Origin of the sequence: Actinopolyspora lacussalsi (assembly GCA_030803735.1) — a bacterium.
Taxonomy (GTDB): Bacteria; Actinomycetota; Actinomycetes; order Mycobacteriales; family Pseudonocardiaceae; genus Actinopolyspora; species Actinopolyspora lacussalsi.
The window spans coordinates 514,990-540,440 of sequence record JAURUC010000001.1 but is presented as its reverse complement, the minus strand read 5'-3'; the positions used below and the strand labels follow the sequence as shown (position 1 = coordinate 540,440).

19 protein-coding genes and 1 pseudogene are annotated in these 25,451 nt (G+C 67.2%); 11 read left to right on the top strand and 9 right to left on the bottom strand.

The window, feature by feature from the left end; translation table 11 throughout:
• Positions 1–89 precede the first annotated feature (89 nt).
• Entirely contained in the window at positions 90–2,609 is a 2,520-nt protein-coding gene (locus J2S53_RS02425) for a DEAD/DEAH box helicase (protein WP_456239567.1), read from the bottom strand.
• Between the two features lie 669 nt (positions 2,610–3,278).
• Between J2S53_RS02425 and J2S53_RS02420 the strand changes: the two genes are divergently transcribed.
• From J2S53_RS02420 to J2S53_RS02400, 5 genes are all read left to right on the top strand, one after another.
• Positions 3,279–4,040, top strand: a complete 762-nt coding sequence (locus J2S53_RS02420; RefSeq protein WP_456239566.1) for a DeoR/GlpR family DNA-binding transcription regulator — start codon at positions 3,279–3,281, stop codon at positions 4,038–4,040.
• The gene (gene pfkB / locus J2S53_RS02415; protein ID WP_456239565.1) at positions 4,037–4,981 is read left to right on the top strand and encodes a 1-phosphofructokinase; all 945 of its coding nucleotides are present in this window, start codon (positions 4,037–4,039) and stop codon (positions 4,979–4,981) included. Before J2S53_RS02420 ends, pfkB begins: the two co-directional genes overlap by 4 nt.
• A 12-nt stretch (positions 4,982–4,993) precedes the next feature.
• A complete protein-coding gene (locus J2S53_RS02410) occupies positions 4,994–5,446 on the top strand; it encodes a PTS sugar transporter subunit IIA (RefSeq protein WP_456239564.1) in 453 nt (150 codons plus the stop codon).
• Positions 5,443–6,906, top strand: a complete 1,464-nt coding sequence (locus tag J2S53_RS02405; RefSeq protein ID WP_456239563.1) for a PTS fructose transporter subunit IIC — start codon at positions 5,443–5,445, stop codon at positions 6,904–6,906. The genes J2S53_RS02410 and J2S53_RS02405 overlap by 4 nt, the downstream gene beginning before the upstream one ends.
• Before the next feature lie 94 nt (positions 6,907–7,000).
• On the top strand, positions 7,001–7,291 hold the full coding sequence (locus tag J2S53_RS02400) for an HPr family phosphocarrier protein (RefSeq protein ID WP_456239562.1): 291 nt from the start codon (positions 7,001–7,003) through the stop codon (positions 7,289–7,291).
• Positions 7,292–7,751: 460 nt separating this feature from the next.
• Here J2S53_RS02400 and J2S53_RS02395 read toward each other — a convergent pair whose 3' ends face one another.
• The gene (locus tag J2S53_RS02395) at positions 7,752–8,633 is read right to left on the bottom strand and encodes an SDR family oxidoreductase (RefSeq protein ID WP_456239561.1); all 882 of its coding nucleotides are present in this window, start codon (positions 8,631–8,633) and stop codon (positions 7,752–7,754) included.
• A gap of 51 nt (positions 8,634–8,684) precedes the next feature.
• Complete coding sequence (locus tag J2S53_RS02390) at positions 8,685–9,704, bottom strand: EamA family transporter (protein ID WP_456239560.1); 1,020 nt, start codon at positions 9,702–9,704, stop codon at positions 8,685–8,687.
• 88 nt (positions 9,705–9,792) lie between these two features.
• Here J2S53_RS02390 and J2S53_RS02385 point away from each other — a divergent pair, with 88 nt between their 5' ends.
• On the top strand, positions 9,793–10,305 hold the full coding sequence (locus tag J2S53_RS02385) for a MarR family winged helix-turn-helix transcriptional regulator (protein ID WP_456239559.1): 513 nt from the start codon (positions 9,793–9,795) through the stop codon (positions 10,303–10,305).
• Positions 10,306–10,320: 15 nt separating this feature from the next.
• On the opposite strand, the pseudogene J2S53_RS02380 reads toward J2S53_RS02385, so the two are convergent.
• Positions 10,321–11,224, bottom strand: a pseudogene (locus J2S53_RS02380) (pseudouridine-5'-phosphate glycosidase).
• A 128-nt stretch (positions 11,225–11,352) separates the two neighbouring features.
• On the opposite strand from J2S53_RS02380, the gene J2S53_RS02375 reads away from it, so the two are divergent.
• The 5 genes from J2S53_RS02375 (at position 11,353) to meaB (ending at position 18,714) form a co-directional block, all read left to right on the top strand.
• Positions 11,353–12,033 carry a lytic polysaccharide monooxygenase auxiliary activity family 9 protein gene (locus tag J2S53_RS02375; protein ID WP_456239558.1) on the top strand — a complete coding sequence of 227 codons (681 nt, stop codon included), beginning with the start codon at positions 11,353–11,355 and terminating at the stop codon, positions 12,031–12,033.
• Positions 12,034–12,251: 218 nt separating this feature from the next.
• Complete coding sequence (locus J2S53_RS02370; protein ID WP_456239557.1) at positions 12,252–13,457, top strand: glycosyltransferase; 1,206 nt, start codon at positions 12,252–12,254, stop codon at positions 13,455–13,457.
• Between the two features lie 111 nt (positions 13,458–13,568).
• Complete coding sequence (locus J2S53_RS02365) at positions 13,569–15,491, top strand: methylmalonyl-CoA mutase family protein (protein ID WP_456239556.1); 1,923 nt, start codon at positions 13,569–13,571, stop codon at positions 15,489–15,491.
• A complete protein-coding gene (gene scpA, locus J2S53_RS02360) occupies positions 15,488–17,719 on the top strand; it encodes a methylmalonyl-CoA mutase (RefSeq protein WP_456239555.1) in 2,232 nt (743 codons plus the stop codon). Before J2S53_RS02365 ends, scpA begins: the two co-directional genes overlap by 4 nt.
• 8 nt (positions 17,720–17,727) lie before the next feature.
• Positions 17,728–18,714, top strand: a complete 987-nt coding sequence (gene meaB, locus J2S53_RS02355) for a methylmalonyl Co-A mutase-associated GTPase MeaB (protein WP_456239554.1) — start codon at positions 17,728–17,730, stop codon at positions 18,712–18,714.
• Positions 18,715–18,916: 202 nt separating this feature from the next.
• Here the strand turns inward: meaB and J2S53_RS02350 are convergent, their stop codons facing one another.
• The 5 genes from J2S53_RS02350 to J2S53_RS02330 form a co-directional block, all read right to left on the bottom strand.
• Positions 18,917–20,464, bottom strand: a complete 1,548-nt coding sequence (locus J2S53_RS02350; protein WP_456239553.1) for a glycosyltransferase family 39 protein — start codon at positions 20,462–20,464, stop codon at positions 18,917–18,919.
• 85 nt (positions 20,465–20,549) lie between these two features.
• Positions 20,550–22,736: a putative bifunctional diguanylate cyclase/phosphodiesterase gene (locus J2S53_RS02345; protein ID WP_456239552.1), complete on the bottom strand. Its 2,187-nt coding sequence runs from the start codon at positions 22,734–22,736 to the stop codon at positions 20,550–20,552.
• A 135-nt stretch (positions 22,737–22,871) separates the two neighbouring features.
• On the bottom strand, positions 22,872–23,681 hold the full coding sequence (locus tag J2S53_RS02340) for an SAM-dependent methyltransferase (RefSeq protein WP_456239551.1): 810 nt from the start codon (positions 23,679–23,681) through the stop codon (positions 22,872–22,874).
• Positions 23,682–23,904: 223 nt separating this feature from the next.
• On the bottom strand, positions 23,905–24,609 hold the full coding sequence (locus J2S53_RS02335; RefSeq protein ID WP_456239550.1) for a M50 family metallopeptidase: 705 nt from the start codon (positions 24,607–24,609) through the stop codon (positions 23,905–23,907).
• 45 nt (positions 24,610–24,654) lie between these two features.
• The gene (locus tag J2S53_RS02330) at positions 24,655–25,446 is read right to left on the bottom strand and encodes an EI24 domain-containing protein (protein WP_456239549.1); all 792 of its coding nucleotides are present in this window, start codon (positions 25,444–25,446) and stop codon (positions 24,655–24,657) included.
• Between the last annotated feature and the right edge of the window lie 5 nt (positions 25,447–25,451).

The window sequence follows — 25,451 nt, the reverse complement described above, 5'->3', positions numbered from 1 at the left end:
AAATTGCGCACAACCTAATTGGGTGAAATACCCGTACCGCACCGTGATGCGGAAGAGATGAACCGGGGCACACTCACCCCGGAACTCGATCAGTACTGGTCGAACCGGCCCACGTCGGTGACGCGAACCACAGCGACGCCCGCCTCGTCCGAAGCGGGCAGGTCGATCTCGGCGCTGATCCCCCAGTCGTTGTTGCCCTCCGGATCACTGAAGACCTGGCGCACCAACCACCGCTCGGACTTCTCGGTGACCATGAACAGGCTCGGACCACGAGCGTCGGCATCGGTACCGAGCTCCTCGTGTTCAGCGAAGTACTCGTCGAGCGCGGCCTGCCAGTCCTCGGCCTTCCAGCCTTCCTCCCCGTCGAGTTCGCCGAGTTCGTCGAACCGCTCCCGCGCGGCCAGCTCCACGCGCCGGAACATGGCGTTGCGGACCTGCACTCGGAAGGCCCGCTTGTTGTCGGTGAGCTTGGCGGGCCCCTCGTCGACGGTCTCGGCGCCGGAATCGTCCTCGCCCGGATTGCGCAGCCGCTCCCACTCGTCGAGCAGGCTGGAGTCCACCTGACGCACCAGCTCGCCGAGCCACTCGATGATGTCGCCGAGCTCCTCGCTCTTTGCGTCGTCGGGCACGGTGTGCCGCAGCGCCTTGTAGACGTCCGCGAGGTACCGCAGTACCAGCCCTTCCGAACGTGCCAGCCCGTAGTGGTTGACGAACTCCACGAAGTTCATCGCCCGCTCGTACATGTCCCTGGCCACGGACTTGGGGGAGAGCTCGTGCTCGGAGACCCAGGGATGCCCCTGCCGATAGGTCTCGTAAGCGGCCTCGAGCATCTCGGCCAGCGGCTGCGGATGGGTGATGTCCTCGATCATCTCCATGCGCTGCTCGTACTCGACGCCCTCGGCCTTCATCCGCGCGATGGCCTCACCGCGTTCCTTGGCCTGCTGCGCGCCCAGCACCTGACGCGGATCGTCCAGAGTGGCCTCGATGATCGACAGCACGTCCACCGCGTAGCTGGGCGAAGCCGGATCGAGCAGTTCGATCGCGGCCAACGCGAACGGCGACAGCGGCTGATTCAGCGCGAAGTCGAACTGCAGGTCCATGGTGACCCGGACCAGCCTGCCCTGCTCGTCCGGCTCGTTCAACTGCTCGACCACCCCGGCGGCCACGAGCGCACGGTAGATGGAGATGGCCCGCAACATGTGCTTGCGCTGGGCCGGACGGTCCTCGTGGTTGTCGGTGAGCAGCTCGCGCATCGCAGCGTAGGTGTCGCCGGGTCGGCTGATCACGTTGAGCAGCATGGCGTGGGTGACGTTGAAGCTCGACGTCAACGGTTCCGGCTCGGCCTCGACCAGTTTGTCGAAGGTCTTCTGTCCCCAGGAGACGAAGCCCTCGGGCGCCTTCTTCTTGACGACCTTGCGGCGTTTCTTGGGATCGTCGCCGGCCTTGGCCAGGGCGCGTTCGTTCTCGATGACGTGCTCGGGAGCCTGTACCACCACATAACCGTCGGTGTCGTACCCCGCGCGGCCCGCCCGGCCCGCGACCTGGTGGAACTCCCTGGCCTTGAGGTGGCGGGTGCGGCTGCCGTCGAACTTGGTCAACCCGGTCAGCAGCACGGTGCGGATGGGGACGTTGATCCCCACCCCGAGCGTGTCGGTACCGCAGATGACCTTGAGCAGTCCCGCCTGTGCGAGCTGCTCGACCAGCCGGCGGTAACGCGGCAGCATACCCGCGTGGTGCACGCCGATGCCGTGTCGGATCAACCTGGACAGTGTCTTGCCGAACCCCGCCGTGAACCGGAAGTCGCCGAGCTTTTCGGCTATGGCGTCGCGCTCGGCACGGCTGGCCACGTTCATACTGACCAACGCCTGCGCCTGCTCCACCGCGGAGGCCTGGTTGAAGTAGACCACGTAGATCGGGGCCTGCCTGCCGTTGAGAAGCTCCTCGATCGTCTCGTGCAGCGGGGTCATCGCGTACCGGAAGGTCAGTGGCACCGGACGTTCGGCGGAACTGACCACGGCGGTCTCACGACCGGTACGGCGCGTGAGATCCTTCTTGAAACCGGTGACGTCACCGAGGGTCGCCGACATCAGCACGAACTGGGCCTGCGGCAGCTCCAGCATCGGCACCTGCCACGCCCAGCCACGCTGGGGCTCGGCGTAGAAGTGGAACTCGTCCATGACCACCTGGCCGACCTCGGCGCGTTCGCCGTCGCGCAGCGCGATGTTGGCCAGGATCTCGGCGGTGCAGCAGATGATCGGCGCGTCCGGGTTGACGCTGCTGTCGCCGGTCAGCATCCCGACGTTGTCGGCACCGAACTGGTCCACCAGCGAGAAGAACTTCTCCGAGACCAGCGCCTTGATCGGCGCGGTGTAGAAACTGCGCTGCTTGTTCGCCAGGGCGGTGAAGTGCGCACCGACCGCGATCAGGCTTTTCCCCGAACCCGTCGGGGTGCTGACGATCACGTTGGAGCCGGACACGACCTCCATCAGCGCCTCTTCCTGCGCGGGATAGAGCTCGAACCCCTGTTCGGCGGTCCAGCTGGTGAACCCGTCGAGCAGGGCGTCCGGATCGGTGTCGGGTGTCGGGGGAAGCTGGTCGGTAAGCGTCATCTCGGATTCCATCTTCCCTGTTCAGCTCGTGTCGGCACATGTGGGGTCGCACACCGTACCCGGAGTTCGTTCAGCCCCTCTCTTCGCGTTACGACTCCGCCCTGGAAACAGTTCAGGAAAAACTGAACTACCGCTTTGAAGCTGGCACGTGAGAGCAGGGAAGAGACGCGAGCCTACTGCCCACCGCCTCCTTGGGCTGGTTCTCGGCCGATCCGGCGGCGGCACCGGTCATCGCGGTCATGGCGGCCAAGGAAGGGCGCGAGGCATGGCGCGGTGACGGGTACCGCGCCCAGGGCGGACTCGCCACCACCTTCCCCTCGACCCCCCGGACTGCCTCGGCCCGGGATGCGACCGCTGCGACGAGCAGCGAAATCCCGTCGATCCGGCTTCCGCGGCGACTCGTCCGGCGGAACCTCCCGACACGGGTCTCGAACCGCGGGAACCGATCGACCACTGCCCACTACGGGCGATTCCTCGGATTCCCACCGGCCGAGCGTGGCACAGCGCTTTTCGGGAGCGCTCCCGATTCAAGACTTCACTTTTACCGCTCCTGAACAGCGACTCCAGCGAGCCACGGCGAACCACCCCGGAAACAAATGTGACCTTGACAACACAACAATAACGGGCAGAATCAGTCAGCAACAAAAATCAGAACGGAGGACAACGGGCATGTACGGGGCGGAGCGTCGGCAGGTGCTGGTGCAGCGGGCACGCCGCGACGGTCGTATCGACGTCGCGGCGGCGTCCACGGAGCTCGAGGTAGCGCCGGAGACCATTCGACGCGACCTCGGCACGTTGGAACGCCAAGGGCTACTGCGCCGCGTGTACGGCGGGGCGATCCCGCAGGAACGGCTCGACTTCGAACCGGGTGTCTCACAGCGGGACCAGACAGCCGCGGCGGAAAAGGACCGAGTGGCACGCGCCGCGCTGGACCTGGTGCCCGAAAGGGGGACGCTGCTGTTGGACGCGGGAACCACCACGAGCCGGGTGGCGGGCCTGCTGCCCACCGACCGCGAGCTGACAGTGGTCACCAACTCGCTTCCGGTGGCCAACCAGTTGGCCAACCGTGGCAACCTCGACCTGCATCTGCTCGGCGGTCGGGTGCGAGGCACCACGCTGGCAGCTGTCGAGTCCTGGGCACTGAGCGTGCTGGACGGTCTGACCATCGACGTCGGTCTGCTCGGCACGAACGGTTTCTCCGCCGAGCGGGGCTGCACCACCCCGGACAGCGCGGAAAGCGCGGTGAAATCGGCGATGGTGCGATCCTGCCGCGAACGAGTCCTGCTGGCCGACAACACCAAGTACGGACGCGACCACTTCAGCCGTTTCGCCGAGATATCCGATCTCGATGTGCTGATCACCAACAGTGGTTTGCACGAGACGGCGGTGTCCGAGCTGCGCGAGTGCGGAACGGACGTGGTACTGACATGATCGTCACCGTCACTCCCAACCCCAGTCTGGATCGCAGCGTACTGCTCGATCGTCTCGATCGGGGGGAGGTTCACCGCGCCGGTGGAGTACACGTGGACCCCGGCGGCAAAGGGGTCAACGTCGCCCGCGTGTTGACCGCGGCCGATCACAGCGCCGTGGCGGTACTACCGACCGGAGGGGTCGAGGGCAACAGCCTCGCCGAGCTGCTCGCGCCGGAGGCCGTCTCCGTCGTCGAGGTGCCCGTGGAGGCCGCCACCCGCAGCAACCTCACCCTGGTCGAGGCCGACGGGACCACCACCAAGATCAACGAGCCCGGGAACGCGTTGACCACCGGCGAGCTGGAAGCGTTGCGCACCCGGTTGGGTGAGGTGGCCACGCGAGCGCGATGGGTGGTGGCGAGTGGGAGCCTGCCGCACGGTTGCCCCGACGACTACTACGCCGGTCTGGTGCGAACCGCTCGCGGGGCCGGCGCGAAGGTCGCGGTGGACTCCTCGGGGGCCGCGCTGGCCGAGGCGTGCGCGGCGGGGCCCGACCTGCTCGCCCCCAACCTGGCGGAACTGACCGAACTCGCGGGACACCGGCCCGCTGACCTCGCAGAAGTGGCCGCCACCGCACGAGCGGTTCGCTCCGAGGGCACCGGTTCCGTGCTGGTCACCCTCGGCGAGCACGGCGCACTGCTCGTCGAGGACGAGTCTGCCTGGTTTGGCACGAGCAACGCTCGAAGGGTGCGCAGCACGGTCGGTGCGGGTGATGCCGCGCTGGCCGGGTACCTGCTCGCGGGCGGAGACGGACCGGAAGCCTTGCGCTCCGCCGTGGCCTACGGCTCGGCAGCCGTGGAACTGCCGGGCAGCAGGATGCCCACCCCGAAAGAGCTGCGGATCGAACAGGTGCGGATCACCGAAGTCGACGAATCAGGTCGGCTCGACCCCATGTCGCCGTAACGGAGTCGAAGAATGAGCAGTGAACTGATCACCACCGAACTGGTCGATTTGGACCTGCCGGACACGGATCGCCGTGCCGCGGTCCGCTCATTGGCCGATCGACTGGTCAACGCCGAACGCGTCACCGACATCGAACGTTTCCTCGACGATGTCGAGGCCCGCGAACAACAGATGGCCACCGGCATGCGGGGTGGTATCGGCATCCCGCACTGTCGCTCGGCTGCCGTGACCGCTCCGAGCCTGGCGTTCGGGCGCAGCTCCACGGGGATCGACTTCGGCGCCGAGGACGGTCCGGCGAATCTGATCTTTCTGATAGCCGCCCCGGAAGGCGGGGATTCGGACCACATGGCGGTGCTGGCCTCGCTGGCACGTCGACTGATGCGGGGAGAGTTCAAACGAACCCTGCTCGACGCGGACGACCCGGCCGTGGTCGCTTCCTACGTGCGTGAGGAGGTAAAACCTTGAAGTTCGTTGCCGTGACCGCGTGTCCCACCGGAATAGCGCACACCTACATGGCTGCCGAGGCGCTGGAACAGGCCGCTCGTGACCGGGGTGACGAGCTCAGCGTCGAGACGCAGGGGGCGGCCGGTTCCGATCCGTTGTCCGAACAGGACATAGCCGCCGCCGACGCCGTGATTCTGGCCGCCGACGTCGGGGTCGGCGAACGCGACAGGTTCACCGGCAAGCCCGTCGTCGAGGCGAGCGTGAAACAGGCCGTCGACAGTGCCGCTTCCCTGCTCGAACGCGCCGCGACGGCCGAGCCGGTCCGCACCGGGGCCGAAGCGGACCGCTCGAGCCCCGAACCGGCCACCAAGGTCTCCGCCAACGCCTCGGCGGGCGCTAGGCTGCGGCAGTGGCTGATGACGGGCGTCAGTTACGTGATCCCGTTCGTCGCGGCCGGTGGGCTGTTGATCGCGCTGAGCTTCGCGTTGGGCGGTTACCAGATCACCGAAGCGCCGGACGTCACCGAACGGTTCGATCCGGCGAGTCTGACCAGCTGGGCCGCGTTGGCGAACCAGATCGGCACTGCCGCTTTCGAGTTCCTCGTCCCGGTGCTCGCCGGTTTCATCGCGTTCGCGATGGCCGAGCGCCCCGCCCTGGTTCCCGGTTTCGTGGGTGGTGCCGCCGCCGTCGCGGTGGGGGCGGGTTTCCTCGGCGGTCTGATCGCGGGACTGCTGGCAGGCGGTGTCGTCGCCGGTCTGCGCCGGATCAAAGTGCCCTCGGCCGTCGCGGGCATCATGCCGGTGGTCGTGATACCCCTGTTCGGCTCGATGGTGGTCGGCACCCTGATGTTCGTGGTGCTCGGCAAACCCATCGCCGCCGCGATGACCGCTCTCACGGACTGGCTCAACGGGCTCAGCGGTGCGAACGCGATGCTGCTGGGCGCGGTGCTCGGTGGAATGATCGCTTTCGACCTCGGCGGTCCCGTCAACAAGGTCGCCTACACCTTCGCGGTCGGCGGGCTGACCACCGGTAGCGAGACGGCGTTAGAGATCATGGCCGCCGTGATGGCGGCGGGGATGGTGCCACCGTTGGCGATGGCACTGGCCGCGACCGTGCGCGCCGGGGCGTTCTCCGCCGCCGAGCGGGAGAGCTCACGTCCCGCCTGGCTGCTGGGAGTCTCGTTCATCACCGAGGGGGCGATCCCGTTCGCCGCTTCGGACCCCCTGCGGGTCATCCCCTCCATGATCGCCGGATCGGCGAGCGCGGGCGCGCTGTCCATGTTCTTCGGCGCGACGCTGCGCGCGCCGCACGGTGGGCTGTTCGTGCTGCCGCTGGTCGGCAGTCCGCTGCTGTACGCGGTGGCGATCCTCGCGGGGGTGGTGGTGGCCGCGTCCGTGGTGATCGCTACCAAGACGTTCGTGGGACGCGGGGCGACGTCGAAGGAACGGGCCCCGGAGACCGAAAGGGCCGTTGCCGCCTGAAGGCGATGGTGAAACCGATCGAGCGGGAACGTCGGTTCACCCGCTCGTCAGCGGCGACCGGACGACCGGGCGCCACTGGGAGAGGAGTAACGGAATGCACCAGCGTCGCGTGACGATCGCGTCGAAGGTCGGACTGCACGCACGCCCCGCGGGACTGTTGGCGACGAACGCGGCCGCACAACCGCTGCCGGTGACCATCGCCAAGGTCACCGACGGCACGCCGGGCGGACCGGTGGATGCCGCGAGTGTGCTGGGACTCATGACGCTCGGGGCCGAGCACGGCGACGAGGTCGAACTGGCCGCCGAGGGAGACGGTGCCGAAGCGGTGCTGGACGAGCTGGTGGAACTGCTGGCCCGCGACCTCGACGGGGAGCCCACCTCCTGAGAGGCGTCCGTCGAATCGGTTCTCCCCCTCCCGCTCGGTGGGGCCTCCCACGAGTTCTCGCTCGGGGAGGCCCCGACATCGAACACCGTCCCGAAGGGCGGCCGAATCGCCGGTGAACCGCCAACGTCTTCCTCGAACATCCGTATCAGCGCTTGAAACAGACCGTCAGGATCCGTCACCCCACGACAGTCTTGTCCCGAACCCGGTCTCGACCGGTAGGCAGCGCAGCTCAACATACCGACCAAGCGGTTTTTAGGATGGGAAATCTCCCCCACCACCAGCGGAACGACCGGGTATACCGCTGTTCCGATGAATCCGGACACGGCGTGGCCGGGACCGGGCGTGGCCTCCCAAGGCTTCGGGCGGTCAACACCGTTTCCGGCCCGGTCACGACGGGTTCGTTCTCGTGGTCACAGGGCTTGGTCCGCCGGGTGACTGGCGAGGTTCGTGTTCGGTGGGGTTATCGGTGTGCCGGGGCGAAGCTGTCGACGTGGTCGTGTGCGAAGTCGGCGAAGCCACGGGGCTGGTGGCCCACGACGTTCTGGAAATCGTTCGTCGTGAAGTCACCCCACCCGGTCGCGTAGGCTTGCCCGTACTCGATGAGCATCTCGGTCATCCATTCCGGCACGCCGATGTCGAGCAGGGTCTTGCGCTCGATCTCGTCGGCCGTCGGCACGTAGCGGATCTCTCGTCCGAGCGTTCGACCGAGCTGTTCGGCTACCTCCGTGAAGGACAGCGAGCGCGGCCCGGTCGGGGTGTAGGTCTTGCCGTGATGGCGGTCCGGTTCCGTGGTGAGTACCCGCGCGGCGAACTCGGCGATGTCGCGAACGTCGATCATCCCCAGCCGTTCCTGGCCCATGTTGAGGGAGAACGCTCCCTCGGCCGCGATGTCGCCTGCCTCGTTGAGCAGGTTCTGCATGAACCAGTGGGGTTGCAGGATCGTCCAGTACATGCCGGATCGTTCGGTCTCGCGATCGGACAGTGCGTGCAACCGTCCGCTGCGGGTCGGCGCGTCATGGGCCGCACCGATCGCCGACAGGCGAACCACCCGTTCCACGCCCGCCCGACGCGCGGCCCAGACGGCGTTCATGTTGTTCTCGGGTGCCCGGGGACTGTTCGGGGTCAGCAGCCACAGATCCTGCACGCCCTCGAAGGCCGCCGGCAACGACCGGGCGTCGTCGAGGTCGCCGACGACGGCCCGTATACCCCGTGCCTCGAATTGCTCGGCCTTCGCCTCGTCGCGGACCAACGCCCGTGGTTCGAGCTCGGAGTGCCGCAGGGCCTCCAGCAGGGCACTGGACACGGTGCCGGTGGCTCCGGTGATCAACAGGGTTCGACTCAACGTTTTCTTCCTTTCCCGAGAGTGGTTTCGTGTCGTTACCGGTGACTGTCACTACCGGTGGGCTGTGGCTGCCGGTGCGCGTCGGGATTCGTCGGACTCCTCCGCCGCAGCGGCTTTCGGTGCCGTTTCCCTCGACGGGAACGGCGAGTTCGATCGGCGTGACTTGCCGAGATCGGGAGGGCTGAGCTGTGCGGCCGCGATCGAGAGCAGGGCGAGCACGAAACCGATCGTCTGGACGGCGGTCAGGGCTTCGTTCAGGACCAACCACCCGAGGATCGTGGCCACGGCAGGAGAAAGCAGACCGAGGAACGACACGGCCGCTACGGGCAGCCGAGTCACCCCCTGGAACCACAGCATGTAGGCCAGCAGCGTGCCGAAACCGCCCAGCCAGAGGTATCCGCCGATCGCGGAGAGATCCAGTGGTGGGGGCATTCCCTCGAAAGCGAGAGCCAGCGGCGCGAGCAGGAGTCCACCCGCCGTCAGCTGCCAGCCGGTGAAGGTCAACAGGCTCACCCCTTCGGGGCGACCCCACCGCTTGGTAAGCACTACCCCGGCCGACATCGCCCCGGCACCGGCGAGTCCTGCCATGATCCCGATCGGGTCGAAGCTGAGCCTGCCCTGAAGCACCATCATGGCCACCCCGACCACTCCGGCCACTCCCCAGCCGAGACGCCAGCGAGTCGGCCGCTCCCCGAGCAGCGCGAACGCCAGTCCCGCGACCAACAACGGCTGCACCGCGCTGAGAGTGGCCGCGACACCCCCGGGCAGCCGGTAGGCCGCGACGAACAGCAGCGCGAAGAAGGCTCCGATGTTGAGGGTGCCCAACAAAGCCGCACGCCACCACCAGCTTCCCCTCGGCAGGGTCCGGGTCACCGCGAGCACGATCAGCCCCGCGGGCAGCGCACGGATCGCGCCGGAAAGTACCGGGCGGTCCGGCGGCAGGAACTCGGTGGTCACCAGGTAAGTGGTGCCCCACGTAGCCGGCGCCAGCGCGGCGAGACCGATCAGACTCCATGTTCGAGCCGGGGAGCCGTCCGCAGCGGAACTTCCGGTTTCAGCGATCCGGGCCATCACTTCTCCTCAATATTAAACTAATTAATATTCATTAGAATAGCTCGCCTGCTAGTATGGGTCAAACACTTCAACATTAAGGAGATCAGTGAGGGACAGCGTGGACCGACTGCTGGAGCAGTGGAGTACCGAACGACCGGACATCGATCCCGCACCGATGGGGGTGGTGGGGCGCATCAAGCGCGCATCCCAACTGCTCGAACGCAAACTGCGCGAGAACTACGCCGCCCACAACCTGCAATCCTGGGAATTCGACATCCTGGCCACGCTCCGTCGCTCCGGAGTCCCGTACCAGCTGACCGCGAGCGCCCTCGTCGAAGCCGCCATGGTCACCTCCGGAGCCATCACCAACCGCATCGACCGGCTGGCGGCCAAGGAACTGGTGACCCGCGAAACCGACCCCGACAACCGGCGCAGCGTACTGATCACACTCACCGAACACGGTTATCGAGTTGTGGACGCGGCCGTGGTCGACCACGTCGAACACGAGACGCGTGCACTCGCCGGACTCGATCCGCACGAACAGGAGCACCTCACCGAACTGCTGCGCAAACTCCTCACCAGCCTCGGCGACACCGTCCCGAACGAGACGGACCGCTGAAGTCGCACCGACAGATCACCGGACAACCTCACCCGCATGAACCGCGGCCAACCGTCCTGCCACCTCGGCACAGGAAACGAGCACTGCCGTGTTCGCCCGCACCGAGCATCCCTCCGTCGCCGCATGAACGGCCCGCATGAGGTACTTCGTGATCGCTTGACCACTCACCCCGTCCTTCTCGGCCGCGACCGTGACCTCCCGTATCGTCCGATCGACCTCATCGCTGTCGATGGCTCCCCGTTCCGGGACCGGGGTGGTGATCAGGAACGAGGAATGGTTCCCGAGTGCCCAGTGGTTCTCGACGGCACTGGCCAGGAGTCGCTCGGCGTCCATCCGGTGCGGACTGGCAAATCCCGAAATGACGCGGTAGAAGGCCGGAAAGTCGTCCGAGTGGTTCGAAACCACCGGCACACAGTGCGTCTCCAAGTACTCCATCGTCAGGCCGAGAACCAGGATCATCTTCGCCCCGGCGCGGACCACGGCGATCCGGGAGCGGGTGAACTGGATCAGGTCCGAGGAGATGTCCATCGTTTCCTGGGCATCCCGATGCACTCCACCGATGCCGGCCGAGGAGAAGAACGGGATGCCCGCCAAGTCCGCGGCAACCGCGGAGGAGGCAACCGTGGTGGCCCCTCTCTCCCCTTGGGCCGGCACCACCGACATGTCTCGACTGCTCACTTTCGGGATTCCCGGCGTGGCGGCGAAACGCTCTATGTCCGACTCGGTCATACCGACCCGGATGGCACCGTCCTCGATACAGATCGTCGCGGGTGTGGCTCCCCCAGGACCGGACGGCCTGCCCCACTTTCCGGGCGGTGGCCGCGTTGTCCGGGTAGGGCAAGCCGTGTGTGATTACGTTCGACTCCAGCGCCACGACCGGATCGCCGGAGGCGAGGGGCGACCGAACCTCCCGGCCCAGTGGCCACTCCCCATGAGCAACACCGGAAGACAAACCCGAGTGTGAGAGGGTTCACAACTTCCGTAACTCTCGCTAGAGTTTTTTTGGGAGCGCTCCCATAAACCGTGTTCCTCTCTCTAGGAGACGAAATGTCCAAGCGTTCCGTTCGTCGACGCACCGGCGTCCTGACACGGGTGGTGGCCCTGTCCGCCGCCGCCACCGCGATGTTCGCCGGAATGCAGATGGGCCAGCCGGAAGAGGCCAGCGCCCACGGGTCCGCGACCGACCCGCCCTCCCGCAACTACGGCTGCTGGGATCGTTGGGCGGACAACTTCCAGTCCCCCGCGATGGAAGAAGAGGACCCGATGTGTTGGCAGGCGTGGCAGGCCAACCCGAACGCGATGTGGAACTGGAACGGTCTGTACGTCAACGGCGTCAACGGCAACCACGAGTCCGCCATCCCGGACGGCCAGCTGTGCAGCGCCGGTAGGGACCGCTACGCCGCGCTCGACGAGCCGGGCCAGTGGAAGACCACCACCAAGGACAACCAGTTCTCGGTGACCGTCACCGATCAGGCCCAGCACGGTGCGGACTACTACAAGGTCTACATCACCAAGCAGGGCTTCGACCCCACGTCCCAGCAGCTAGGGTGGGACAACCTCGAACTGGTCACCGAGACCGGCTCACGTCCGCCCGCCACGACCACGACGATCGACAACATCGACGCGGGTGACCGCACCGGTCGCCACATCGTCTACACGGTCTGGCAGGCCTCGCACATGGACCAGTCCTACTACCTCTGCAGCGACGTGCAGTTCAACGGGAACTGACGGGACGGATTTCGGTGATCCGGTTCGTCGCACACTCGATGCCCGGGGCGCCGCCCCGGGCATCGACACGTTCCCGCACCGGGGATGAGCTCGGCCGCCCGCCTCGACAAGCCGCCGCACCCGGGTACAGCACCGCGACCGCGGCAGCACGAGCTCGACGACCGTGATTCATAATGTCGGGTACCGAGAACTCCTCACCGGCAGCTTCAGGAGCAAGCGTGCGCATCGCGTTCAGCAGTCAACCGGTCTACTCCCATCTCGTACCCGCTCTGTTGCCACTCGCGGGATTCGCGGCCGAGGCCGGGCACGAGATCGGGGTGCTGACCTCCCCGGAGCTCGCCGAGGAGGTACGTGCCTTCGGGCTCACCCCGCTGGTGCTTCCGAACGCGATGGGACCGCGGGAAATCCTCCAACGGCCGGAGACAGTCGAACGTCTCGGCATCGACCCCTCCGTGATGGCGGATCTCGGTCGCCGCACGATCCGTGCCGAGCCCGATTACTTCGCACGCGTCTTCGCCGGAGCGGTCGCGGGTGACACCGCCGAGGAGTCGATCGAATCGCTGCGTTCGTTCGGACCGGACCTGCTGGTGCGCGAGGCGGCCGACTACCCGGCCTACTACGCCGCCGAATACCTCGGCATCCCGCACGCGGCGCTGGACACCGGCCCACTGGGACAGCACGAACACGAGGACGTGCTGGCCAGGATCAACGAGCAACGCGAGCGACTCGGCATATCCGGCGTCTCCGATCCGCTGCATCAGTTCCGGCATCGCAGGCTGAGCATCGTGCCCGAGAGTTTCTACCCGGAACACCTGCGGCTGGACTCGGCGGTTCACTACCGGGCACCGCGCGCGGCTGAGCAGCGACTCGATCCCGCGATCGCGGAGCTACCGGGTGATCGGCCGTTGGTGCTGGCCACACTGGGGTCCAACGCGGCGGCGCTGCACGAGGCCGGGCCCAAGGGACTGTTGGACACGATCGTCGAGGCCCTCGGCGATCTGCGGGTGACCGGGGTGGTCGCGCTGGGCAGGGGAACCGCCCCGGAGGACTGGGAAGGGGCACGCCCGGACAACGTGTACCTGACCTCCTTCGTCCAGCAACAGCTGTTGCTGCCCGCCTGCGACGCGTTCATCACCCACGGCGGGTTCAGCGGTGTCCGGGAAGCACTCAGCAGCGGAGTGCCGATGGTCGTGCTGCCGGCCTTCGCCGAACAACCCGCCAACGCCGAACGGGTGGAACGGCTCGGCGCGGGGAAACGGCTCGACCTCGAGGACGTCTCGCACGATTCGCTGCGCACGACGGTGGGAACCGTGCTCGCCGACTCAGCCCACCGGCACCGTGCCAGGGCCATCGAGCGGGAGTTCCTCGCGCTGCCGCCGTTCCCCGAAGTGGTCACCGAGCTGGAGAAGCTGGGCGGGCGTTGACCACGCGGAGGGTGACCACGCACTCGGTTAACGCCGGCTAACAAATTTGGGACACGCATCACACCTCACGCATGTCTCGATCAGTGGGCCACCGGAATACCATCGGCTCCCATGACGGCGTCGGAACGCTCAGCGGCGAGCGAACACGGAGACCGGCGGGACCTGATGGCGGGCTTCGAACTGCCCACGCACCGCCAGTGGCAGGAGCAGGTCGAGCAGGTGCTGCGCAGGTCCGGCCTGCTGAAGCAGGAGGCACCCGCCCCTGAGGCGCCGGAGGAATCGCTGGACACACGCCTGCACGACGGTTTCGACGTTCACCCGCTCTACACCTCCCGCGCGGGACATTCGCGAACCGGTCTCCCCGGATCCGCACCTTTCACCAGGAACAGCACGGTCCAGGGTGCGGCGGACGACGGTTGGGACGTCCGGCAGTACCACGAGGACCCCGACGTGACCACCACCAACCGCGAGATCCTCGCCGATCTGGCCGGCGGGGCGAGCTCGGTGTGGCTGCGGGTAGGGCCGGGCGGCATCGCGGTGGACGAACTCGGTGACGCGCTGCACGGGGTGCGGCTGGACATGGCCGGTGTGGTGCTGCGAGCGGGCGAGCAGTACGAGGCGGCGGCGGGCGAGCTGCTGCGGTCGGCCGAGCAATGGAACGTGCCGTACGAATCGCTGCGCGGCAACCTCGGCGCCGATCCCCTGGGACTGCGGGCACGAACCGGTCGGCAGCACGAGACGGCTCCGGCGATCGAGCTGGCACGGCGCTGGGCGCGCACCTGCCCCGGTATGCGGGCCATCAGCGTGGACGGACTCCCCTATCACGACGCGGGCGGTTCGGACGCCGAGGAGCTGGGCTGCGCCGTGGCCGCGGGGGTCGAGTACCTGCGCTCGCTGTCCGAGACCGACCTGGATCTGGACGCCGCGGCCGGGCTGCTGGAGTTCCGGTTCGCCGCCACGGTGGACCAGTTCAGCACCACGGCCAAGCTCCGCGCGGCACGACGGATGTGGGAACGGGTACTGCGGGCCTGTGGAGTCACCCCTCGAGCCCGGGGCCAGCACCAGCACGCCGTGACTTCCTCGGCCATGCTCACCCGGCGCGACCCCTGGGTGAACATGCTGCGTTCGACCATCGCCGCGTTCGCCGCGGCAGCGGGCGGCGCCACGGCGATCACGGTCCAGCCGTTCGACGCCGCGCTCGGACTGCCGGATGCGTTCTCCCGCCGGATGGCCCGCAACGTGCAGGCACTGCTCTCGCACGAGGCGCACCTGGGACAGGTGATCGACCCGGCTGGTGGCTCGTACTACGTGGAGTCGCTGACCGACGAACTCGCCGGGGCGGGCTGGAACTGGTTCCGGCGTATCGAGGCCGAGGGCGGTTTGACCGCCGCGCTGGAGTCCGGTCTGGTCGCCGATCGACTGGCCGAGACGTGGCGGGAACGTGAACGGGCGATCGCCTGCCGGACCGACCCGATAACCGGAGTCAGCGAGTTCCCCGATCCCGGTGAACAGCCAATCGTGCGCGCGCCCCGTCCGGCGGAACCGGAGAGCGGCGGATTGCCCCGACATCGTTACGCCGAGGAATACGAACGGCTGCGTGACGATGCCGACCGAGCGGCCGAACAGCCACGGGGACGGCCGCGGGTGTTCCTGGCGACGCTGGGGCCGCTGGCTTCCTACACCGCACGTGCCTCCTTCGTGCGGAATCTGCTCGCGGCGGGCGGCGTGGAAACGACCGAGGCGGGCGAGACCGAGGACTCGGCGGCGGTGGTGGCCGCGTTCGAGCGGGCAGGGACTCCGTTGGTGTGCCTGTGCTCGACGGATCGGCTCTACGACGAGCGTGCCGAGGAGACCGCGCTGGCGCTCCGAGCGGCAGGCGCGGAGCTGGTACTGCTCGCGGGGAAGTCCCGCGGTTCGATCGCGGCGGGCGTGGACGGATTCGTGCACGCGGGCGGTGACGCACCGACAGTACTGAACGACATCCACCAGCGCTGGGGCGTGTCGACCCCGGCCGTAGCGAAGGCGACACCATGAGCAGCCACGGCAGGATTCCGGATTTCGCCGACGTCGAGCTGGACGATCCACCGGTCGAGGCCGACACGCCGGAATGGCACCGCCGGCTACGGGACACCACCGACCGGGACGCGGAGTCGCTGAGCTGGCACGCCCCGGAAGGCATCGACATCAAGCCGCTCTACACCGAGGAGGACACCTCGGGGCTGCGCTTTCCGCACGGTTACCCGGGAATCGCGCCGTACCTGCGCGGTCCTTACTCCACGATGTACGTCAACAAACCGTGGACGGTCCGACAGTACGCCGGGTTCTCCACCGCCGCCGAGTCCAACGCGTTCTACCGACGCAACCTCGCCGCGGGGCAGAAGGGACTGTCGGTGGCGTTCGACCTCGCCACGCACCGCGGTTACGACTCGGATCACCCCCGCGTGTCCGGTGACGTGGGAATGGCGGGAGTGGCCATCGACTCGATCCTGGACATGCGGCAGCTGTTCGACGGGATACCGCTGGACAACATGAGCGTGTCCATGACCATGAACGGCGCGGTACTCCCGGTGCTGGCGCTGTTCATCGTCGCGGCCGAGGAGCAGGGTGTGCCGCCGGAGAAACTGGCGGGGACCATCCAGAACGACATCCTCAAGGAGTTCATGGTCCGCAACACCTACATCTACCCACCGCGGCCGTCGATGCGGATCATCTCCGACATCTTCGCCTACACCTCGGCACGGATGCCGAAGTTCAACTCGATCTCCATTTCCGGTTACCACATCCAGGAGGCCGGTGCCACCGCCGACCTGGAGCTGGCCTACACCCTGGCCGACGGGCTCGACTACATCCGGGCGGGGAGGGAAGCCGGCCTGGACATCGACTCCTTCGCGCCCAGGTTGTCGTTCTTCTGGGGAATCGGGATGCACTTCGGCATGGAGGTGGCCAAACTGCGTGCCGCCAGGCTGCTGTGGGCGCGGCTGGTGTCGCGGTTCGAGCCGACCGACTCCAAGTCGCTGTCACTGCGCACCCACTCGCAGACCTCCGGTTGGTCGCTGACCGCGCAGGACGCGTTCAACAACGTGGCACGCACCTGCGTGGAGGCCATGGCCGCCACCCAGGGGCACACGCAGTCACTGCACACCAACGCCCTGGACGAGGCACTGGCGCTGCCCACCGACTTCTCGGCCCGCATCGCGCGCAACACCCAGCTCCTGCTGCAGCAGGAGTCCGGCACCACCCGGACCATCGACCCCTGGGGCGGCAGTCACTACATCGAGAGCCTCACGCGAGATCTCGCGGAACGAGCCGAGGTACACCTCGACGAGATCGAGCAGGCCGGTGGGATGGCCGCCGCGATCGAGGCCGGGATCCCCAAGATGCGCATCGAGGAGGCCGCGGCACGAACCCAGGCACGAATCGACTCCGGCCACCAACCACTGATCGGTGTCAACCTGTACCAACCGGACGGCACCGAGGGGGACGGTGGCCCCGAGGTACGCAAGGTGGACAACAGCGCGGTGCGGGCCGAACAACTCGACAAGCTGCGCAGGCTGCGCGAGGAGCGCGACGAACAGGCCTGTTCCGACGCGCTGCGCAGGCTCACCGCCGTCGCGCAGGCCACTGTGGATGGTGAGCGCCCCGACGACCTGGAGCACAACCTGCTCACGCTGGCCGTTGACGCCGCACGCGCCCACGCCACGGTGGGTGAGATCTCGGACGCTCTCGAAGCCGCTTTCGGTCGCCACTCCGGGCAGATCCGTACCATCTCCGGGGTGTACAGCGAGGAGGCAGGCCACGACGGCGCGATCGAACGGGTCAGTACCACCGTTTCGGAGTTCGCGGAGGCGGAGGGCCGCAGGCCCCGCCTCCTGGTCGCGAAGATGGGACAGGACGGGCACGACCGGGGGCAGAAGGTCATCGCCACCGCGTTCGCCGACCTGGGGTTCGACGTCGACGTCGGCCCGCTGTTCCAGACACCGGCCGAAGTGGCCCAGCAGGCCGCCGAGTCCGACGTGCACCTCGTCGGGGTTTCCTCACTGGCCGCTGGGCACCTGACGCTGGTTCCCGCGCTGCGTGCCGAGCTGGACGCGTTGGACCGCGAGGACATCATGATCGTGGTCGGCGGGGTGATCCCGCCCGCCGACCACGAGGCGCTGCACGAGGCGGGGGCCTCCGCCGTGTTCGGGCCGGGCACCGTGATCGCAGAGGCGGCGGAGCGGCTGTTGCGGCAGCTGCGCGTCGAGCTCGGCCACGAGGGGTAGAGCGGACCATGCCGCGAACCATCGATGTGGACAAGCTCGCCGAGGGCGTGCTGGCCGGCTCCCGCACCACGCTGGCGCGGGCGATCACCCTGGTCGAGTCGACACGTTCGGATCATCGGGAAAAGGCCCAACGACTGCTGACCGAGTTGCTGCCCCACTCGGGAGGCGCGCGTCGTATCGGCGTCACCGGGGTGCCGGGCGTCGGAAAGTCCACCTTCATCGAGTCGTTGGGCACCAAACTCACCGGCGAGGGACACCGGGTCGCGGTACTGGCCGTGGACCCCTCCTCCAACCGCAGCGGCGGAAGTATCCTGGGTGACAAGACCAGGATGGGTGCGCTGGCCTCCGACCCCGCCGCCTTCGTGCGTCCCTCCCCCAGCACCGGAACGCTCGGCGGGGTCGCCAGGGCCACCAGGGAGACCATCGTGCTCATGGAGGCCGCGGGCTTCGACGTGGTCCTGGTGGAGACCGTCGGGGTCGGACAGTCCGAGGTGACCGTGGCGGGGATGGTGGACTGCTTTCTGCTGCTGACCATCGCGCGAACCGGTGACCAACTGCAGGGGATCAAGCGTGGCGTGCTGGAGTTGGCCGACATCGTGGCCGTGAACAAGGCCGATGGCCCGCACGAGGACGAAGCTCGGCAGTCCGCCCGCGAGCTGCGCGGCGCGCTGCGGCTGCTGACCCCGCCGAACGCGTCGTGGAATCCGCGGATCACCACCTGCAGCGGACTCAACGGGACGGGGCTGGACAAGCTCTGGCAGCAGGTGTTGGAGCATCACACCGCGCTGTCCGAAGCTGGTGAGCTGGCGGAGAAACGCAGTGAACAGCGATGGGAATGGACCTGGGAACTGGTGCGGGACCAACTGATGAGCGAACTCCTCGCCGACTCCGGGGTGAAGCGGACCCGCGAGGAGATCGAACACCGGGTACGCGACGGCGAGATGACCGCGGGGATGGCGGCCGAACGGATCCTGCGGGCCTTCCGGGAGGGATGAACGGCAGTCCGCGGGACGGCGCGGAAACGACTCCGGTTCCTTCCCGGTAGGCGTACCGCCGTGCCAATTTCTCGCGAAATCGCCGCCGCGACGCGGTTCGGGCGGTATCGATAATCGGTGCGGAGGCTCCCGTGGGAAGACTGGTGGCGGCCACCCGGGCGTCAATTTCTCGCGAAATGTACATCGGGGAGGAAGGTCACGTTCACAGCGACAGGGTCATGTCCCTGAACTCGGGCCACACGCGCTGCCAGTCGACACCGGTGACGTCGGCGAGGTGGATCGGTTGTCCCCGCACCACGTTGTCCACCCCCGGACCGTTGTTCACGGTACCAACCCGACGAACCCCGTCGAAGTGCTCACGCACCCCGGGCGCGATCTCACCGATGTGGATCACGGTGGTGGTTCCGGCGGGGGGATGCCCGAAGAACCAGAATCCCCGCGATCCGCTGTAGGCATCGGGAAGGTCGGCTCGCCTTCCGTGGAACTCCACCGCCGAGGCGGTCCAGTAGTGCGAACCGAGCACTACGGTGTGTTCCCGCTGCCGCGGTGGAAGATCTCGGTAGATCTCGCCCACATCGGCGGCCAGCTCGGGCCATCCGATCTCGCTGCCGCGGAAGTCGACCGGACTGGTGTCACGTTCGGCGAACGACTCCACCGAGGCGATGGGCAACGACTGCACCGTGACCACCACCGACACGGCCAGCGCGGGCCAGGCCAGCCATCCCCGACCACGCCGGTTCTCCCCCGCGAGAACCTCGCGGCGACGCTGGAATCCCAGCGCGCCCGCCGTCCACAGCGCGGGGAACACCCCCGCCACGTAGTAGGGTTTGCCGCCCACCACCAGGAACACCACGAGCACCCCGAGCGCGCTCCACCCCAGGAACCGGTAGGGGCGCGTCTCCTCCGCGCGCAGCAGTCGCCACAGGCCGTACCCGCCGAGCACCAGACCGAACACCAGCCCCAGCAGGGCGAGCATGCCGACGAAACTGAACAACCGCCCTCCGAGCGAAGTCATCTCGGTCGAGGAGGAGCGTGCCACGGCCAGCTGTGGCCAGCCGTGCGTGAACTGCCACACCACGGCCGGAACGGTCACCACTGCCGCGATCAGCGCACCCACCCACAACAGTGGCCGCCGAAAGATCGCACGGGGACCGAGAACTGCCAGCGTCAGCAGGATAACCACCACGAACACGACGATGTGGATCTTGACCTGCACGCTCAGGGCCACCACCACACCGGACAACAGCAGCAACCGATCGTCGGAATCACCCGCGCAGTGGGTACGTACCCATCGCAGGAGCAGCAACGTCAGCAGTGTCCAGCCCAGGATGTCGAGACCTATGGTGTTGAGGTTGCGGTACATCGACGCGAAGGCGAGCACGAAGGCCGTCGCAGTGAAAGCCTGCGCACGACGGTCACCTCCCAGTTCGCGGGCGACTAGCGCGGCCACCACCGCTCCCAGCCCGAAGGCGAGGATCGAGGGGGCGCGCAACGCGATCAGTGAACCGGGGAACAACCACTCCATGGCCGCGGCGAGCAACGGAACGACCGGCTGCTGGTCGGCGTATCCCCAGGCCGGGTTCGTACCGGCGATCACGAAGTACAGTTCGTCCCCGAAGTAGCCGTACCGCCCGGCGAAGGCGAACATCACCGTTACGGCCACCACGACGACGGCCGAGACCGGAACGAGCGCGAACGGACGACGAGCGGGGAACGGACCGCTCCCCGCCTCCCGCTCGGTGCTCGCCACGACGTTTTCCCCCCGTACCGAGAATCGTGTACCGACCGGAGCGAGGAAACCCGACGTCCGGTCCCACCCCGAACGGAAGCCTCGGCTACGAGGCGTCCGACGCGGGTGCGTTCTCCCGCAGCAATTCCGTCATCTCCGACGCCGAGAGCACCTCGGAGCAGAACGGGCCGGATCCGATGTCACAACCCTGCTCCCGCCACAACCGGGCCTGTCCCCCCGTACGCACTTCCGGCACTGCCAACGGAATGCCGCAGGAACGTACCAGTGGGACTATACCGCCGAGCGCCCTGAGCTCCGGGGACTCGAAGGTCTCGTCCTCCTCGGCGAGTCGGACGAGATCGGGCGCCAGCAGCACCGCACGGGTGGGGAACTTCCGCAGGAAGCGCAGTTCGGCGGGAGCGGCGCGGAACTCGTGGGCCGCCGTACGCACCCCCATGTCCGCCAGGGTCGCGACGTTGTCAGCGGCTTCCCCGCCGGTTCCCATCAACGCCGTCATCGACATGCACAGCAACAGCCGGCTCGGGTCCGGCGATTCCTCCTCGACGACGCGTCGAACGCGGGACACCAGATCCGGGTCGCGGGACTGGTTGGGACTGAGCCCAACCACGAGCTGGTGGTCGAATCCGACCGCGTGCCACTCGGACAGCTGTCGCCAGGCGGTGCGCAGCGTCCAGTCGCGCAACGCGAGGGTGATACCGGAACGTTCGGCCAAGCGGAGACACGCGTCGTGCTCCAGCCGTTCGTGGCCCTCCGGCTGCCACGCCAGCCGCGCCTCGACTGCCACGAGCTCTCCGTCGGCCAGCGAAACCAGTGGCCGGTAACCGACCTCGAACTCCCCGAGTTCCAGAGCGCCGGGCATGATGGCGGCCAGTTTGGCCTCGGTCAGTTCGACGGGAGCCCGGTGCGGGTCGAACACGGCCCACTGTCGTTTCCCGGCCTTCTCCGCACTGCGCAGCGCCACTCCCGCGGCCCACAACATGTCGGTGGGCTCGGCATCGCCGACCGAACGCTGTACGACACCGATGCTGGCCGTGGGGGCCAAGCCGTTGCCGTTGATGTAGATCGGCTCGTCGAGTTCGGCGTTGATCAGCTCGGCGAACTCCGCGATTCCCGGAGTACCGGGGCACTGCCGGAGCAGCACGGCGAACTCGGTTCCACCGATCCGGGCGACCAGCCCGTCCTCGCCCCGGACGAGTCCGGAGAGCCGGTTGGCGACTGACTGCACGATGCTGTCACCGATCTCGTAACCGAGTCCGTGGTTGATGAGCCCGAAACCGTCGAGCCGCAGCTGGTAGAGCGTGAGCCGCTCGTCGGGCGAGAAGGAGGCGAGTGCCCCTTCCAACCTCGTTCGGAAGTGCTGGCGGTTCGCCAGACCGGTGATCGGATCGTGCAGTGTCTGGAAGTAGAGCTGTTCCTGCAGGTCGTTGAGTTCACGCAGATCCTCGACCATCAGCACGATCCGGTAAGCCTCGCCGTCCGTGTCGCGCAGCACCGAGACGGCGATGTAGGTCCACGCCTTCGTGCCGTCGGCTCGCACCAGATTGCGGCGTTCACGCAGCCCGCTGCGCCGGCCCTGCAGCAGCTCGACGTAGTTGGCCGAGACGATCTCCGCTTCACCGGGGTCGAACAGTTCGGTGACGGCGGTGGAGACCAGTTCCGTCGCGCTGTAACCGAGAGTCCGCTCCAGCGCCGGATTGACCTCCCGAAACGTGCCGTCGAGATCACACAGTCCGATACCGATCGGGGTGGTGTTGAATACCTCCCGGAAGCGGTCCTCGCTGACGCGCAGCTTGCGCTCGGCATCCAGTTTGGACCACAGCAGTGCGCGCTTGAGGGTTTCCTGCTGTTCGAGAGCACTACCCCGATCGGCCTCGGCGTATCCGGAGGCGACGGAGGCCAGCAGGGTCAGCACCCGCCGCGCGGATTCGTTCGAGGGGCCGGGCAACAGGGTGCGGCACAGCAGTTCCAGACTGCGGGTGAGGCTGTCCTCCCCGGTGGCGTGCAGGCTCACCAACCGGGTTCCCACCGAGTGACCGGTCGTCTCGATCCGCTCCGGCTGCCGAAGTCCTTCGAGAATCAGTTCGATCAGTTCACGGAGCTCGGATTCCAGTGAACCGAGAGCCATCGGTATGTAGGCGGTGTGGCTCAACCATCGGGCCCACTGGGTGGCCAGATCGGCACACCATCGTCCGCTCTCCCATGTGGCCACCCTCTCGTCCTGGCCTGCCCCATCGTCGATCGGGAGATCCCGGTCCGAACTCGCGTGGCTCATCTCATCAATCCCACGTTCAGGGTATTTACTTCCGAGGGAAAGCAGATTATCGCAACGGTATGTATTTCGGCAGTCCGGCTGGGCAACATGCCTCACTCCTTGCAAAGAACAATTACGCTGCGTAAACAGCTGAAATCACGCTTTGTAGCCAACTCCGGCGTAGATCTGCGCCGATCCGGGGGTCTCGGCGTGCAGGCCGTCGTCGTCCGGACGCCACAGCGCCGTTCCAACCACTCCGGGGTCGAGCAGTTCGAAACCGTCGAACAGTTCGGTGATCTCGGCGTGGGAACGCGGATGGATCGGGTCGGCGCTCTGCCGCATCACCTCGGCGACCCCGAGCATGTCCTCGGGCCTGATATCGGCGGTGAAATGCGAGAGCGCCAGGTAGCTGCCGGGGGGCAGCGCTTCGCGGTAACGGCGCATGACGTCGACCGGATCGTTCTCGGGAGCGGCGAAGTGCAGCACACCGACCATCAGCAACCCGATGGGTCGGGACAGATCCAGCAGGTTCGTGGTTCGCGGGTGCCCGAATATGCCTTCCGGATCGAGGAGGTCCGCCTGCAGCATCGTCGCGTTCGGATCGTCGCGCAGCAACAACTCGCTGTGGGCAACCGCGACGGGCTCGTTGTCGGCGTAGACCACCCTGGAGTTCTCGTCGACGTCCCGCGCGATCTCGTGCACATTGCCGACGGTGGGAATCCCCGAGCCGATATCGATGAACTGCCTGATACCGGCGTCTTCGAGAGTCAGCACCGCACGTCGCAGGAAAGCACGGTTGAGACGGGCGACGTGCCGGGCACTCGGTAACGCGGCCAGGAACTTCTCGCCCAGTCTGCGGTCGGCGGCGAAATTGTGGGCACCACCCAGCAAATAGTCGTATATTCGCGCCGCGCTGGGCACCTCCTCGTCCACATCACGCGGCAGCCAATCCGTCTGTTCCGTCACCACGCCCCCTTGCCGGTTCGTTCGCGTACACACGAGATTACTGGGCGCTCCGGACACCGCGAATGTCGCACCGACACGTCGGGGCAACCGACTGTTGCCACCGTGGTACGACCCACTCACCCGGACCGCGGAGCGGGGACGGCCCTCTCATCACGAGCAGAACATCGCCATGATGGCGATACTCGCCCGATCGGGCCCCGGTTGACCACCGGAAGCGGGAAGATCACCAGAACGGAATCAGATCCGCCAACAGCCAGTTCGCTCCCAGCACCAGCGCTCCGAGAGCGATCAACAACCACAGCGACAGCCAGAGCACCGCCGGCGCCGCCGTCAAGCGCGCCAGCTGATCAGCATCGGAGTTGCTCGCCCCTCCCCTGCGACGCTTGCCGGACAACTCGAAAAGCGGACGGATGCCTCCCAACAGCAGGAACCACCCCAACAACTGCGCGAACAGCAGTTGAACACCGGGAGTGGCCCACCAGGAAACCGCGAACAACGCGGTGCCGGTCAGCAGTACCGAGAGCACCCCGTAGAGATTGCGCAACGCGACGAGCAGCAACGCCAGCGCCACCACGGCGGCGCGGAGCAGCAGCGACACCCGGTCCGCCGAAACCAACCACGCCGCCACCAGCCCCAGCAGCGAGACCGCCGGATAACCCGCGAAGAGTGTGAGGACCATCCCCGGACCGTGAGCCGGCCCGGTGGAGACGGTCAGGCCCGAGGTGTCCGAATGCAGCCTGATGCCGTTGAGCCTGCGTCCGCTGAGCAGCGCCACGACCGCATGACCACCTTCGTGCGCGATGGTGACCACGTTGCGCAGCACTGTCCAGCTCGCCCGGTAGGTGACCAGTACCAGGGCGAGCAGGGCGACCACCGAAGCGGGCAGCGTCCCGGAGAACTCGGGCAGCAATCGGACGACGTCTTCCACAGTGGATCCTCTTGAGACGGGGGCTCATCGACGGTGCCGACGTCGTCAGACCGTCCCAGCACCGTTGGTTCGGTTTCCGTCCGCCGTTGACTCGTCCGGCCACCGGGTACCCAGCACCCGATGCGCCAGCAGGGTTCCTCCGACCACCGCGGCGGGGATCACCACGAGCTGAGCCACCGGTACCAGGCAGAGCAGGTACGCCGGTACCGCGAATCCGAGCACCGTACGTCGATGACGCCACAGTATCCGATGCCGGGTACCGACCGTCATGCCGAGCCGCTGGAACACCGGCCCGGTCAGTTCGAGCGCGACCAGCCAGCCGCCGAAGAGCACACCGACCACCGGCACCACTGTCTGGCCCAGCACCGGCACGAAGCCGAGCGGGAACAGGACCAAGGTGCCGATCACACCGATGAGCAACAGTCGCAACGCGTCGGCCAGTCCCCGCGACAGCAGTCGTAGCCAGCCCGCGCCCTCATCACCGTCGAGGCCGCGCTCCCGTTCGGTGCGCTCGGCGATGTGATCGTAGAACGGCCCCCCGATCAACAGGGTCAGTGCTATGAACGACACCGAGCCGAGCAGCACCGCTCCGGCGATCAACGCGAGTGCCAGCAGCCCCCGGAACGAGCGACGCCACCATTCCGACCAGCCGTCGGCGAAGGGGGTCAACCAGCCCGCGAGATCACCGCTGAAGAAGGCCAGCACGACGATTCCGGCCAGCAGCAGCAGACTGCTCAGCAGCGCGGGCACTCCGCCCAACAACAACATCCGCGGCGAACGCACGATGCTGGTGAAGCCGGTACCGAGATCACGGACACCGGCGGAGATGTGGTTCATCAGAG